The 14,034-nt window shown below is 44.1% G+C and carries 12 protein-coding genes; 4 read left to right on the top strand and 8 right to left on the bottom strand.

Features of this window, described 5'->3' with window-relative positions:
- Positions 1-2 precede the first annotated feature (2 nt).
- The 5 genes from U4956_RS01795 to U4956_RS01775 all read right to left on the bottom strand — a co-directional run bounded on the left by U4956_RS01795 (position 3) and on the right by U4956_RS01775 (position 3,698).
- Positions 3-827, bottom strand: a complete 825-nt coding sequence (locus U4956_RS01795; protein WP_323088327.1) for a transposase — start codon at positions 825-827, stop codon at positions 3-5.
- Between the two features lie 453 nt (positions 828-1,280).
- Entirely contained in the window at positions 1,281-2,204 is a 924-nt protein-coding gene (locus tag U4956_RS01790) for an IS3 family transposase (RefSeq protein ID WP_323091419.1), read from the bottom strand.
- Positions 2,205-2,221: 17 nt separating this feature from the next.
- Entirely contained in the window at positions 2,222-2,521 is a 300-nt protein-coding gene (locus U4956_RS01785; RefSeq protein WP_323088329.1) for a transposase, read from the bottom strand.
- Positions 2,522-2,605: 84 nt separating this feature from the next.
- On the bottom strand, positions 2,606-3,304 hold the full coding sequence (locus U4956_RS01780; protein ID WP_323088330.1) for a hypothetical protein: 699 nt from the start codon (positions 3,302-3,304) through the stop codon (positions 2,606-2,608).
- Positions 3,305-3,422: 118 nt separating this feature from the next.
- Positions 3,423-3,698, bottom strand: a complete 276-nt coding sequence (locus tag U4956_RS01775) for a sulfite exporter TauE/SafE family protein (RefSeq protein ID WP_323088557.1) — start codon at positions 3,696-3,698, stop codon at positions 3,423-3,425.
- Positions 3,699-4,287: 589 nt separating this feature from the next.
- Here U4956_RS01775 and U4956_RS01770 point away from each other — a divergent pair.
- Positions 4,288-5,259 (top strand): MurR/RpiR family transcriptional regulator, encoded by a 972-nt coding sequence (locus tag U4956_RS01770; protein WP_323088556.1) that lies wholly within the window; start codon positions 4,288-4,290, stop codon positions 5,257-5,259.
- Between the two features lie 125 nt (positions 5,260-5,384).
- Here U4956_RS01770 and U4956_RS01765 read toward each other — a convergent pair whose 3' ends face one another.
- Both U4956_RS01765 and U4956_RS01760 read right to left on the bottom strand, forming a co-directional pair.
- Positions 5,385-6,773, bottom strand: a complete 1,389-nt coding sequence (locus tag U4956_RS01765) for a hypothetical protein (protein WP_323088555.1) — start codon at positions 6,771-6,773, stop codon at positions 5,385-5,387.
- A gap of 367 nt (positions 6,774-7,140) precedes the next feature.
- Positions 7,141-7,803, bottom strand: a complete 663-nt coding sequence (locus U4956_RS01760) for a hypothetical protein (protein ID WP_323088554.1) — start codon at positions 7,801-7,803, stop codon at positions 7,141-7,143.
- 922 nt (positions 7,804-8,725) lie between these two features.
- Here U4956_RS01760 and U4956_RS01755 point away from each other — a divergent pair.
- Positions 8,726-9,718: a macro domain-containing protein gene (locus tag U4956_RS01755; RefSeq protein ID WP_323088552.1), complete on the top strand. Its 993-nt coding sequence runs from the start codon at positions 8,726-8,728 to the stop codon at positions 9,716-9,718.
- Positions 9,719-9,984: 266 nt separating this feature from the next.
- Here the strand turns inward: U4956_RS01755 and U4956_RS01750 are convergent, their stop codons facing one another.
- Entirely contained in the window at positions 9,985-10,326 is a 342-nt protein-coding gene (locus U4956_RS01750; protein WP_323088551.1) for a cupin domain-containing protein, read from the bottom strand.
- Between the two features lie 331 nt (positions 10,327-10,657).
- Between U4956_RS01750 and U4956_RS01745 the strand changes: the two genes are divergently transcribed.
- The gene (locus tag U4956_RS01745) at positions 10,658-11,299 is read left to right on the top strand and encodes an ECF transporter S component (protein WP_323088550.1); all 642 of its coding nucleotides are present in this window, start codon (positions 10,658-10,660) and stop codon (positions 11,297-11,299) included.
- Positions 11,300-12,071: 772 nt separating this feature from the next.
- Positions 12,072-13,775 carry a phosphoenolpyruvate--protein phosphotransferase gene (gene ptsP / locus U4956_RS01740; protein ID WP_323088549.1) on the top strand — a complete coding sequence of 568 codons (1,704 nt, stop codon included), beginning with the start codon at positions 12,072-12,074 and terminating at the stop codon, positions 13,773-13,775.
- The last annotated feature ends 259 nt before the right edge of the window (positions 13,776-14,034 follow it).

Below are 14,034 nucleotides of genomic sequence, written 5' to 3'. Positions count from 1 at the left end.
CATTAAAGGCCGAATAGTTCCATAATCTGATTCTGTAGACTGGTTGTCTGCAGAGTCAGATTTTTTCTTTTTCCTTCCACGCTGATTTTCTTAAGTTCTCCAATCTCATTCATGATTTCCTGATAGGAATACTTATTGGACCATTTCACTTCTGAAAGCTTCTGACGAATCCAAACAACCAGGATCAATGTCAGAAACTGTATGAATATCCGCCCGTTCATTGTCTCTTCACTGTGGACTCTCAATCGTTTCATATCCATCTGATTTTTCAGGTCATCAAATGACTTTTCAACGCAGTCTTTCTCTCTGTAGATGGTCAATGCTTCTGTTTTATCCTTGATGAAATTACTGGCCATGACAAACCAGCCCACTCTGTTTTTTAGATGGCTTTCGATGGCCGCATCGTTATAGAGAACCTTGCGTCCTCTGACTTTTGTCTCTTTTATGGTGAAATACGTTTCAACGAATTTCTCATCATTTACCTTTTCATCGTTGCAGAGCGCCTGGTAAGTAGTATGCAATTTATGATTGAATGCTTTCTTTTCTCCAGCAGCTTTATCGCTGTCAAAATAAATATGGAGATAGAGACGATGGCCTTCCCATTTCTGCAGCTCTGTTACTCCATAAACCTCATCACCTGCAACACTCACCACATTGTAGTGGCTTTCAATCGTATCTCTGTATTTTTCTACAGCTTCTTTGGCGATCTTACTGGTAAAAGGTACACCTAACGCAAAGTGAAAATGGTCCTTATAGAGAGCCTCCAGGTTGTATAACGAGAAAAATCCTTTATCCATGATCAAAGAAAGCATTTTTGGGGTAATCATCGTCTGGTTCTCCAAAACGGACTTCAGTGCCTTGGTCCTATGTCAAGATTTAGTACAACTAAAATAGAGGTTTCTTATCAGTAGAAGCCCTAACTACTTTTTTTCTGCGGCTTTCCTTTAGCCTTATTTGTTCGTTTTCCGTTTCGCCTATCGGCGACCAGCCTCTGCGGCTGGACTGCACCAGCGTGGCACGCTGGACCGCAGCTCGCTCCGGTGAGGTGTGTGGGACTTTCACTCGTCGCTTGCTCGATGACCATCGTCGCACATTCGGTCTACGGCTGAAAAGGGCCGCTGTCGCTTAAACCCTTGTCAGCCTACGACCGCCTGTGCACTCAGGTCTTCCATCGAGCGAAGCGACGGTGAAAGTCTTTCAAGCTATCTATGATGCCGTATGACAGCTCACGTTCTCGAGCGGCTGCGCCTTTCGAGAACTGGATCCTGGCAACGCGGCTATCATCCTCCACTATCCGTTTTTTCTGCGGATGCAGTTTTCTGTTTTTCATTTGTAAATGGTTGTGCATTAGAACTTGCCTTCATCTGCTCAAAGGTGTTTGGAGACAGGTAATTGCAGTGGCTATGAATTCGTACCGGGTTATAGAAACTCTCGATATACTGATCGCATAAGCGATAGACCTGCCAGTAATTTTCCAGCTCAAATCGGTTAAGCCACTCTCTTTTGATTAGAGAATGGAAGGATTCAATGCAGGCATTATCGTAAGGGTACCCTTTTTTGGAGTAGCTGCGAATCATATCGGAAGTCAGATTCTGATAGTGGCTGCAGGTAAAATGGATACCCTGGTCTGTATGCAATACAATTGGCCGATCGGATTTTCGCCTGATTTTAGCCGTTTCCAGCGCTTCCAGAACATCTTCAGCCTCCATGGTTCTGGATAATTTCCAGGCAATAATCTTTCTTGAAAAGAGGTCCATGATACAGGTTAAATAGACAAACCCTTCCTGTCGGGTGTGAATATAGGTAATATCAGTACACCAGACCGCATTTGGTTGATCAGGATTGAACTTTTGCTTCAGAATGTTTCTGAGCTTTTGATCCGTTCCTGGGATAATTGAAGGCCGCTGTGGCTTTTTTATCCATTGTGCCCGGATACCCATCTCTTTCATATAGGTACCGACGGTTCGATCTGTAATCGTGTAGCCTTGCCTGCGTAGAAGAACTCCAATCTTCGGGGCACCGTAATTTTGGTGACTCTGATCATATATTTTTTGTATTTGTTTTTTCACATCTTCTTTACGTATCGCCTGATTACTGGGTTTTCGATTGAGGCAGGCATAATAACCAGATCTGGAGAGGCCGAGTAGTTTAAGCACTCTGGCCACGGAGAAGTCTTCTCCTTTTTCGCTTTCTTCGTGTACCAGGCTATAGAGCGTGGAGTTTAATTTCCCAGAATGCTTATAGCTTTTTTTAAGATCTTTAGCGCCTCAAGAGCATCTTTGAGTTCCCTTTGGAGACGGGCATTTTCCTTTTCAACTGGATTGGTATAATGACCAGATCCAATAAATTCCGGTTCACCATCCTCTGAGCGTTTGGCCTGTGTCTTGAATCGACTCAAAGTGCTCAGCCCAATTCCAAGGTTGTCTGCGCATTCTTTCATCGTCAGATCGGGATGGTCTTTAACATATTGAAGAGCGTCTCTTCGCTGCTCTTCAGTAATTTGTTTCCGTTTGTTTGCCATAGAAATACTCTCCTGTTCGTTTCGAATTGTAACTCTATGACATAGAACCGGTTAGGAATAAACTCTATTCGGTTTGTCCACTAATTATTCTAACTTCACCTTTACATCCTTGATCTTGCCATCAAGGGGCATGAAATAGATAGGAAGCTTGCTTTTCTGCCCTGTAATCATCAGAAGATTAATCTGGGGAAGAGGTTCATGATCGCGGTTATAGCCATACTTCACCATGGAAATGAATTCGGAATAGGATGAAACACTTGTGATGTCCAGGGCAAAGTATTCTTTAGACTCATTATGAGCTATCCATGTTCTGAAAAATTCTTGCTGCTTTGACAAGGTAAGACATTGCAGAAGCTCACTGACTCTTTGGCTGATTAAACCATTAGGAAGGTAGGTTTCATTATGAGCAGACCAGCGGTCAATTAAGTAGAGCGGATCACCGGTAGAGGCTAGAAATTCACAGCAGGTCATAATGTAAGGCCAGTGATTTGGGAAGACTTTTTTAAGGCAGTCCATTAACCCCGTTTCACGAGCGGCCTTATCCACAATCGAAAAACTGCCGCTGCCAGTTACAGTAATCTGTGACTCTGGTTTAGATTGACGAAGTCCGTTTCCATTTTTAGCTCTAGGCCGATTCGGAACGATTTCTCCCGTCCGTTCATCGATATGGCCGATGCATTTACGATGAGAATCAGGTTTTTTCTTCTCTTTGTTCCAAAATGACTCAACCTCATAAACATAAATCCGACCATTTTTACCTTTAACCTTCACTTGAGATGACATAGCAGGCCTCCAAAACATATGTATAACTTGTAAATATTATAGATTATACATACTTAATAAGTCAAGAGAAAAGTCCTGATATTTCTTTATAAAAAGTAATATCAGGACTTTCGGACCACTACATCTCTGTATATAGTGGGGAATTTAGGCTTGAAACCATCAGATAGGGAATAATCGGTTTGAGGGCTTTTTTCCACTGGATAGATTTGCGGTACTGGAATGTCATCATTGCGCAGATCGCCAGGCAGATGGCCTGTGAAATTCCTGCTGCCTGCGGGATCGCGTAGAATACAGGCAGTACGATCATCATGACGATGCCGGCTCCAAATCCGGTTAATGCCTGAACGATTCCAGCCGCAAAAGCAGCTGCTAAAATCATGTCAATTCCATTCATATTTAATTTCTCCTTTAATAATCGTGTTTTTGTTTATCTGGCTTTATCTTAAAAGCCAGCCTCAAAAGAAGAAATACTTGAAAAGCGGCTATCAAAACTGTTCACAAACTTTCACTTTGGGATAGACGGATTTGTAAATAGAATTTACAAAAGTGGACGTTTTATCTTTAATGGATAATCTGAAAAAGGCCTGTCTGGATAGGAAACAGGCCTGCCTGGATCAAGGAGGGAATCTGGGTTCAGATTTCTTTTGGATTCAGGTGCAACTTTGCAAAGAGCTGGAAAAAACAGATGGATCGAGGCGGGAATTGCTTCCTGTTTACCTTTTGTTGACTGCTCTTTAACTGGAGGGAACTGGGCGGCAGATTTTAACTGTCGGTTTTCAGGAGATTGACTGTTGGTCAGCCATGTTTTGACTGACCACTGGCTGATTTCCAGAGGATCGAAGCCAGAGTTTCAGTTGTTCATCAACTATTTTTATCCAATGGTGACAGCACTTTTTTGTTTACAAATCTATTCGTCTTTTTACACTTACCTGTTTACAAGAATTTGAAATCTCTGTAAATAAATGGAGAGGGAGGTGGCTTGTATGCTGCTGCAGGATCGGCTGAAGGAATATCCATTTTCCACAACAGAGAAGGTGATTGTGGATTTTATTCTGGAAAAGAAAATGGAACTCGCTGACTATTCAGCTTCAGCTATTGCCAAGGAAACATTTACTTCACCAAGTCTGCTGGTGCGCATTGCTAAAAAACTGGGATATTCTGGATGGAGTGAACTGAAAGAAGCCTATCTGCAGGAAGAGGCGTATCTGGCAAGTTCCTTCCAGAATCAGGATGCCAATTTTCCATTTAAGCCCGGCGAAAATTATATGGAAATCGCCGGATCTTTGACTTCGCTGTTTCAGGAGAGCGCTAAGGATACCTTTGACTTGCTGGAGTATGGAACGCTTAACCGGGCGGTGCGGCTGATGAAAAATGCCGTCCATATCAAGATGTTTGCGCTGAGTGATCTGACCTATCTCTGTGAGCTGTTTATCTTCCGGCTTCATCGGATTGGCAGGGAGGCGTCAATCTGTCAGCTCAATGGAGATCTGCTTTTAGAAGCAGCCAGACTGGATGAGAAAGATCTGGCCATTGTGGTTTCTTATTCAGGAGAATCACCAGCCCTTCTGGAAACGCTGCCCTTTTTTAAACAGCGGCAGGTTCCCATTCTGGCGCTGACCAGTGTCGGGGATAACAGTCTTTCTAAAGCGGCTAATGTGGTCCTGAAGGTCTCGACCCGGGAAAAGCAATATTCCAAAATCGGTCCCTTTGCTTCGCAAAACTCCATTCATCTGCTGCTTGAAATTCTGTATGCCTGCTACTTTTCCACGAACTATCAGAAGAATCTGGACTACAAGCTCTATTATTCAAAACTGATTGAAACCCGCCGCAAGGTACAGAATCGTATCATTGAAGAAGAAGGCCAGCTGGTTTTGGATGAACATTCAGAGCATGATGATCTATCTGCAGAGATAAAGTCATCCAATTCTTCATCTTTTTCCAAAACTGGCTCCTGAAGGTTCCACTCGCAGAAACGTTCTGCAGCTGATCCAGCCCATAAAAAAATCCCTGTCTTATTCACAAGACAGGGAAGAATGGTCAAAAACAAAGGGATCGAAAAGAAGAATTCGGTCCTTAAGAGTTAATTCTTTTCGTATGGATTTGAATCAACCGGGTTACTTCCAAACTGATGGGGAGTGATCCGGTATTTTTTGCTGGAACGCAAGGCGGTCATCTTCTTTTCAAAGAAGGCCTGGACATCTTGCTGGCGCTTGACGGGAAACATTTCCAGTAAGGGGCTGCGCAAAGGCTGCTCGTCGGCGTTGAAGTCCAGAAAGGGATCGATATTCAGGTCAATATCAGTGAAATAGATGAAAGTTGGCTTTGGAAGATAGAGGGTTCCCGTGCAGATCCATCCATGGACTTTTTCGTTATTTTCAGCCTGAATCAGAAAGCCACTTTCCTGCTTGAAGGGGAAGGATTCCAGCACGTTACGCCCCCATTGGGCTCTAATCGTTTCCCGATCCTTAAAACCAAAGGGAAGGGTTCTGATATATTCAAACAGCTTTTGGATTTCTTTTTCGCGGTCGATGGGTTCATCCGTGTAGGCCATGAGGGAAATCTCGGTCGGCACAATGCCAGAGTCATCATAGAACGAATGGGTTTCCGGGACGATTTCCATCCCAAGCTCTAACATTTTGATCTTCCAGGTAAACGAAGCCAGATCATCCTCGGTATGAATGATCTCGACAACGTTTCCACCCTTTTCAAGAAGATCTGGCAGATCGAGAACTTCCTGGTCGAGCTGTTTGAACCAGGCGCGGGCCTTTTGACGATAGTTGAGTGGTGGAAATGGCTCTTTCAAAGGGTTGCATTCCTTATCCAGACAGAATTTATTCATGACCGCGCAAAGGACGATGGTCTGAAACGATCCACAGGCACTTGGATTGGCAAGATCGATCCGATGCAGGTTTTCCAGATTGAGCTGTCTGGATAGGGAGTCATTGATCAGACAGGGGAAGGATCTGGTATCTGGGTTGAGATTTCGTTTTGGATCATCAGGGGTCTCATCGGTCGTCGACAGCCAGCACACCTCAATGTCGGGAAAGCGCCAGGCGGTAAAAGCGGCCAGAAATTCAGCATTCAGGCCATAAAAGAAAGTGCGTCCGGTAAACAGGTCCTGGTGTTCCAGAATCCATTCAAAACAACCATCAAAGTAATGGTAAAGGACGGATCCTACATCTCGAATCTGGTAGTCAACGTCTGCTTCTGGACTGAGTTCTTCGCTGAGCATCTTGTAAAGTTCTTTGTCATTGTGTAAGGATGGATCATGGAGAATCCGATCGAACAGCTCACTGGCATGAGAAATTTCCAGGTGAGGATTTTCAGGATCGTAGATGACTGCCGCAAATTCTTCTTCTTCGAAGGGAAAATCAGGGTTGAAGCCCAGAATTTCGGAGAATTTGTCAATGACCTCTTTTGGATCGGATTTCCGTTTTGAAACGGTTTGAGTAGATTTTTTACGTGGCATAGAACATCTCCTTTCAAATGGTTCTGCTTTATAAAGGGTCTAAAAGTTTTTGCTGGAATCGAATACCTATATTCATATACGGCCAGATGGGCCAGAGGATTCGTTTGGTTTAATGAATTTGCAAAAATGGACGAATTTCCATCAGTCTGTGATCAATCCTGCAAGCCAGCCAAATTCCTTTCACGAAGCAAAGGGAGTCAGACCGATGAAGAATTTCTGTGTAGAATCGATTTCAATATATCTTCCCTCAGTAGAAAAACCAATGTTTTTTTATGACGACGTTTAAAAAAACGCTCCTGTCCTATGGACAGGAGCGAATAACCATTTCATAAGGGGTCTGATGCAGAGTTCGGCATAGTCTTGCGTCTTATTTGCGAGCTTTCTTTTGAGTCTGCCTGGGAGTCTGTTTTTTGGGCTTGAGTGCTTTATTGGGCGCAAAAGCGGATTTTTTGTAAAGCGGTTCATGAACTTCTGGTTCTGGTTCTTGATACCGGGCAACCATAATCAGCATGGCAGCACTTGAGATGATGTCGGTAAAGAAGAAAAACTGGAACACACCCAATACAATCGCCCAGGACTGCAAAATGATCTGCCGACGGTACATGGCCACCAGGCAGCTGATCGCAAACAGGGAAGTCAGTGCCAGCAATACCCAGTTGAAATAGCTGAACATTTCCACGCCGCTGCTTTTGGCCATCAGATAGTTCAAAAGCAGTTCTGGAATCAAAGCGACTTTCGCAAACAACGTAAACGAAAGCAGATGCCGCAGATCAAAGGGTTTGCGGATGGTCAGATAGAGGAAGACCAGCGAGAGCAGCAGACACGCGCCCAGACATCCCATCGCAATCGGGGCGGTGTCATTGGCAACACTCAGATAAAACCAGTGGCAGCAGGCAACCGTCGCATACAGGAAGAGTCCGGCCCAGTTGGTTTTGGTCCCAACCGCATAAGCGACCATCAACAGGATGCCGGCCAATAAGGAGGAATAACAAAGCAGCGCCATCTGTTCGGTGGTTACAAAGCCAAGCATGAGCGAGCAGAGCAGGAGGCTGACTTGGGCTAGATAAGGATCTTACGCAAATGTAGTTTTTAACACGAGTAATCCTAGCGAATGAATAAGCTTGCATCATTCATATTGTTGATTAAATAATCAATACCTAATTCGAGATGAGTTGGCCTATCGCATCTTGGGTTATTGGGCTTAGCGGCAATTGCTATCGTCGATAATAATGATGATAGCTAAACACAATATTTGCGTAAGAGCCCTAGATAATAGAGAACTTTTTTCATATTTTTCCTTTTCTAAATTTCAGTTTTTTAAATCTGATGCATGAAGATCCGCCAACAGGCAAACAAACGTCAACAGGATAAATCCAGCCGGACAAGAGTCGGCAAAAAGAGCGAGCCTGACATGACAGAACCGGCATAAAGAGCGGATCAGACAACGAACAGATTGTCGGCTGGGGCATCGTTTCTCTTTTGATCCAAAGTCTTAAAAGCAGAATGAATCGACTTTTAAAAGCGGAAAAGTTGATCTGATCCATTCATCCATCTATGCATGCAGGCATGGATTTATCTTGTTGAACAGGATTCAGACAAAGACGGTCAGATCGCTTTTTGGTGCTCAGGCCAACAGAAGTATTTTAGCATTCCATCAGTACAAACGTGAGAGTGGCTTGAATAACAGATGGAAAACGAAAAAACGGGATTTAACAGCTTGAAGGTTCCGGCTGGCTTTGTCTGATCGAATGGTCTGCGAAACAATCGAAGGCTTTCTCAAATCATTTCAAAATTTTGTATTTTGTATCTGAACCGGCTTTATTCAGGGATGAAACAAACATTTTGGAACGTAAAAGATAACAATTAAATCCGATTCGAATCATTTAAAATGATTAATTTTTATGGTGGGCAAGGTCTCGAATTTCCTTGACAAAGATCATTAAAATAACGGTATGAATACTACCCGACCTGATGAAAAGCCGACAAATGATCGTGCTTTAAGTAAAAAAATTGAAGATACAATCCATGAACTGGAGCGTGCCAATACCCAGGAAAACATCGTGAAGCTGATTGAAGCTTTACGTGAATTTGTCAGTTCCGGGCAGTGCTTTTATGTACCGCTGGAACCCAAATCCAGTGAGGATTTACTGACTATCCCAAAACTGAATTTAGGAAAAATGACATCCGGACCCGTTACGGATTACCGGAAAGTTGCCATGAATCGAGGCGGAATCGCCTATACGGTATTTACAAGCCAGGAGGAGATGGAGCTTGGACAGCCGACCGATTATCGAATGGTTCCGGCCGGTGATCTGTTAACCCTGGCTAAAAATGATGAAGCGTCTTCCGGACTGATCATGAACCCATGGTCATTGTCTGTTCTGCTCAATAAAGATCTGCTCACAATGGTTCTTAAATCCGACGAGGAGGAAGAAGAGGAAGAAGAGCCAGAGCGGGAATCCATGTTGTATATCGATCATGGAGAAGCCTGCACTCAGGATGTAGAAGTGGTCGTCAATGCAGCGTACGTACCCTTTGATTTCAATGAACCCGGGTCCCAGGCTTTATTGGAAGCCTGTGGAGAACAACTGAAAGAGCACTGCTTTGCCAGCGCAACTCCAGAACCGGGAACAATGGTGGTTACCGATGCTCCAAATCTGAAGGCTTCAAAAATCTTCCATGCGGCTTTGCCCATGGAAGAAAATGAAAGCACACTGACAATGTTTATCACCAAGATTTTGAGTGCAGCGGATGAAATGGGCGTCAAATCCATAGCTATCCCTGCAATCGGCAATGAAGAAGCAGACCTTGAAGATGACCTTCCATTTCCAGTCATTGTTGCCGCAGGCTGGTTTAACGCCCATCCAAAATCAGAGCTGAATGTAACAATTACCTGTCGCAAGATGGAAACATATAAAAAGTTTGTTTCCTATTTATTCAGTTAAATTTCTCAGCAGCATCTGTCTGGTTAAAGCACTATAAAGCACTATATGGAAAGAATTGTTCCTGAAAAAAGCGAATCCAGTGATGGTTTGTATCGAATCAAAAACGAAAGTTGAAAGACGTCTGGTTGAACAATCAGGCGTTTTTTCTTGCCATAGACAAAAAAATGATCATGACTTGCCAAAAGTCACGATCAAAGGAAATCTGTCTGGAAATCTGAAGTGATCAGAGTAGAGTAATCAGAAAAGATGACAGTCTGGCTGCAGCTTTACAGGTTGTAAACCAGACCGATAAATTCCAGTGGTTCAGAGCTGTTGTTTTCCATGGAATGGCATTGACCATCTTCAATCGTGCAGATATCGCCTGGAGTTACGGTGCTGCGGCTGCCATCATTATCGATGAAGGTTCCTTCACCTTTTAGAATGTAGTAAGGTTCGGTTTCTCCGGTATGACGGTGCCACCCAATGGAGCAACCTGGCTCGAGAACAACCCGGGCATAGAGCCGGCCGGCTTTTCCCAGTTCTTCTTTGGTCTGGATGTGATAGAGCTTGACAGTGCCTTTGCCGCCCATCAAATTTTCAACAGAGGTGCATTCTTCTTTGCGAATCATAATTGTCCTTTCTCGTACTGGTTTAGTTGATGGAAGAGTAGATTGCGTTTCTACGGTCCAGTTTACCTTTCCTGCCAAAAATAACCAAGAAGGCACGCTCTATAAAAAAATCATAGAAAATGAAAAGGCATTCTTGCGGGATTTGTGTGGATGAATTATTGGAAAATTTGGTAGACGGTATAGATTTGATTGCATTTTGATTCCAGCCTGATTTATTCTGCTTGAGACACAGGCAGCCGATCCCCAGGAAGGCCAGCTTTCAGGTGTCAAAACGCCTTATGGTATCAATGTTTACATCGTATTCACAGAGAAACGAAAGTAGAGGATTATAATGAAACGCAATCAAAAAACAAAGAACATGGCGTTGTTCGCAATGTTCCTGGCTATTGAACTGGTTTTGCTGATGACTCCGCTTGGATACATCCGCACCCCATTCCTGTCCATCACACTGATGCACATTCCCGTCATCGCCGCTGGCATCTTAATGGGTCCATCTTATGGCGCCGCATTAGGTCTGGTCTTCGGCCTGACTTCCGTATGGAACGCAACCATGACTCCATCGGCGGCTTCCTTTGTCTTCTCGCCATTTGTTACGATTGGCGGAATCTCCGGCAACTGGACTTCGCTTGTCATCGCTCTGGTTCCTAGAATCTTACTTGGATATTTTGCTGGGCTTTTCTTCCAGCTTTTCAATAAAAAATTCAATCGTCCATTGGCAGCTCTGTTTGCAGGAGTGCTGGCCACTTTCTGTCATACCCTGATGGTTCTGGGTCTGATCTATCTGTTATGGGGTCCACAATACGCTCAGGCAATTGGACAGTCTCCGGATACGCTGCTGATGTACCTGTCTTTGGTGATTGTCACCAATGGTCTTGGCGAAATGGCTGCGGCTGGTCTTGTCAGCATGGCGCTTGCCAAAGCCATCAAACCAACCATGGCTGGGGTTCCAAAAACCAAAGAAGCAACAGCTTAAGCTGTATCTGCTCCTGCCGTCAGCCGCTTTGGCCAGGGTAAGAATCAGATACCCAATCAAAATTGAATCATTCAAAAGAGGGATGCTGGGGTCTCTCTTTTTTTGTTCTTTGATCTGGTTTGTTCTCTGTTCACGTTTTATTCTTAGTCCTCGTTTTGCCTTCTGCTCTCTTTCTTGTACTTGACATTAGGTCCTCTTCATTTCATTTCCTGATTTCTGGCCAATTCTCGAACTGGCTGTCTTTGTGATCTTCATTTGGCTGTCTTTACGTGCTGCGTGCATGACGCTTTCCTGTTGGCCTTCGTATTTCTTTTCTGTAGATATTCCGTCATTTGATGATTAACATGAAATCATCTGATTATCATTTTATTCCTATCTCTATATTGCTTCTCTATATCCTTGATTTTGTTAGCTGTTACATGACTGGGCAGATTTTGGATTTTGATGATTTGCATCTTTTCGGTTTGTATCTTCGGATTCTGGATTGGATCAAGGCGTGAGAGTACTTGCAGATTCTGAATATTCTGACGACCAGAATGAGTAAAGGAAACCGAACAGAAGAGGGCGATAATTATGAAGAAAAGAACAGATTGGAATTAGCAGTTTTGAGTATTTGAATGAGTGAGCCGGATAAACTGTCCTGTAACCATAAAACGAATCACAAAGAAATCAATCCGGTGGTCGGAATGAGAAAAAGAATTCCTCGGTTCTGTGAAAATCTGATACAATTTTCGTGATGTAAAACGCATTCAAATACAGGAGGAGATTAGGAATGTTAAAAGGAATTGCTGCATCAGCAGGCGTTGCGACTGCTAAAGCTTACAAGCTTGTGTCGCCTGTTGTTGTCATCGAAAAAAAGACTGACGTCAATGCTGCTGACGAAGTTGCAAAACTCGAAAGCGCTCTGGCAAAAACCATCACAGATATCGAAGGTGTCAAAGAACGTGCCGCTAAACGTCTTGCACCAGAAGAACTCGAAGTATTCGACGCTCACTTAATGATGGCCAATGACCCTGAACTTGTTGGCCAGATGAAAGCTATGATTGAAAACGATGGCGTGAATGCTGAATACGCTGCAGATCAGGTTTCCAACATGATGGTCAGCATGTTTGAAGCAATGGACAACCCATACTTCAAAGAAAGAGCTGCTGACGTCAAAGACGTTACCTACCGTTTAAAATGTAACCTGCTCGGTCTTACCATTCCAGATCTGAGTGCTATCGATGAACCAACGATCATCGTCGCTCATGACTTAACCCCATCCGATACCGCTCAGCTTAATGAATTCGTAAAAGGTTTCGTGACTGAAATCGGTGGAAAAACCAGCCACTCTGCAATCATGGCAAACTCCCTGGAAATTCCAGCTGTTGTTGGTACCGGTGGTGTCTTAGCCGAAGTCAATACTGGTGATGTCATTGGTATGGACGCTCTGGATGGTGAAGTCTTCATCAACCCTGATGAAGCAACCATCGCCAGACTGGCTGAAAAGGAAAAAGCCTACAAAGAAGAAAAGGCTGCCCTTAAAACTTTGATCAACGCTAAGTCCATCACAACAGATGATCATGAAGTTGAACTTGCTGGTAACATCGGAAGCGTAAAAGACGCTGAACAGGTTGTTGCCAACGGTGGTGAAGGTGTTGGTCTGTTCCGTACTGAATTCCTCTACATGGATAATGACCACTTCCCAACAGAAGAAGAACAGTTCGAAGTTTACAAAGCTGTTCTTGAAACTCTGAAAGGCAAAAAAGTTGTTGTCCGCACTCTCGATATTGGCGGCGACAAGAAACTGTCCTACTTCGAATTCCCAGAAGAAATGAACCCATTCCTGGGCTATCGTGCAATCCGTCTGTGCCTCAACCGTACGGATATCTTCAAAACTCAGTTAAGAGCACTGTGCCGTGCTTCTGTTTATGGAAAACTGTGCATCATGTTCCCAATGATCGCCACCATCAACGAATTCAAGGCTGCAAAATCTCTGTTTGAAGAATGCAAAGCTGAACTGCTTGCCGAAGGCGTTGCTGTTTCCGATGACATCCAGGTTGGTATGATGGTTGAAATCCCAGCCGCTGCTGTACTGGCTGACGAATTCTCCAAATATGCAGACTTCTTCTCCATCGGTACAAACGATTTGATCCAGTACTCCATGGCTGCTGACCGTATGTCTCAGAAAGTCAGCTACCTCTATCAGCCATATAACCCAGCCATCCTGCGTCTGGTAAACATGACGATCCAGGGTGCTCACAAGAATGGTAAATGGGTTGGCATGTGCGGTGCCATGGCCGGCGAACCTTACGCTGTACCAATCCTGCTCGGACTCGGTCTGGATGAATTCTCCATGTCCGCAACTCAGATCCTGAAAGCACGCAAAGTTGTTAACGGCCTGAGCTATGCTGAGATGCAGGAACTCGCTAAAAAGTGCCTGTCCATGGATACAGCAGAAGAAGTACTCGACTACGTTAAATCCCAGGTTGACTAAGCCAAACTCGCTCTGAAACTCTCACAAGAAGCCAATTGACCCTGATCCGGTTCTGAACCCGATCAGGGTTTTTCTCTGGGCTGAAAGCGTATAGAACAGCAAAGAGGACGGCAAAAATGAGGGCAGGTATGAAGGAGATTCGCCCTGAACCAGGAGGCAGGAAATACGATGGACGGATCAAGCAAAGAAACAGGGCCGAAAACACGCAAAATCAACGGACATCTGACTGTCCGGCTGTCTCTCGTTTTCTACCTCTCGT

Source organism: Allobaculum sp. JKK-2023 (genome assembly GCF_034745455.1).
GTDB lineage: Bacteria > Bacillota_I > Bacilli_A > Erysipelotrichales > Erysipelotrichaceae > Allobaculum.
This window is presented reverse-complemented; position numbering and strand designations above follow the sequence as displayed.

Bases quoted from the DNA above. Each gene is read 5' to 3' on its own strand.
- U4956_RS01795 (WP_323088327.1), bottom strand. From the start codon at position 827: ATGATTACCCCAAAAATGCTTTCTTTGATCATGGATAAAGGATTTTTC.
- U4956_RS01785 (WP_323088329.1), bottom strand. From the start codon at position 2,521: ATGGCAAACAAACGGAAACAAATTACTGAAGAGCAGCGAAGAGACGCT.
- U4956_RS01780 (WP_323088330.1), bottom strand. From the start codon at position 3,304: ATGTCATCTCAAGTGAAGGTTAAAGGTAAAAATGGTCGGATTTATGTT.
- U4956_RS01775 (WP_323088557.1), bottom strand. From the start codon at position 3,698: ATGAATGGAATTGACATGATTTTAGCAGCTGCTTTTGCGGCTGGAATC.
- U4956_RS01770 (WP_323088556.1), top strand. From the start codon at position 4,288: ATGCTGCTGCAGGATCGGCTGAAGGAATATCCATTTTCCACAACAGAG.
- U4956_RS01765 (WP_323088555.1), bottom strand. From the start codon at position 6,773: ATGCCACGTAAAAAATCTACTCAAACCGTTTCAAAACGGAAATCCGAT.
- U4956_RS01760 (WP_323088554.1), bottom strand. From the start codon at position 7,803: ATGCTTGGCTTTGTAACCACCGAACAGATGGCGCTGCTTTGTTATTCC.
- U4956_RS01755 (WP_323088552.1), top strand. From the start codon at position 8,726: ATGAATACTACCCGACCTGATGAAAAGCCGACAAATGATCGTGCTTTA.
- U4956_RS01750 (WP_323088551.1), bottom strand. From the start codon at position 10,326: ATGATTCGCAAAGAAGAATGCACCTCTGTTGAAAATTTGATGGGCGGC.
- U4956_RS01745 (WP_323088550.1), top strand. From the start codon at position 10,658: ATGAAACGCAATCAAAAAACAAAGAACATGGCGTTGTTCGCAATGTTC.
- ptsP (WP_323088549.1), top strand. From the start codon at position 12,072: ATGTTAAAAGGAATTGCTGCATCAGCAGGCGTTGCGACTGCTAAAGCT.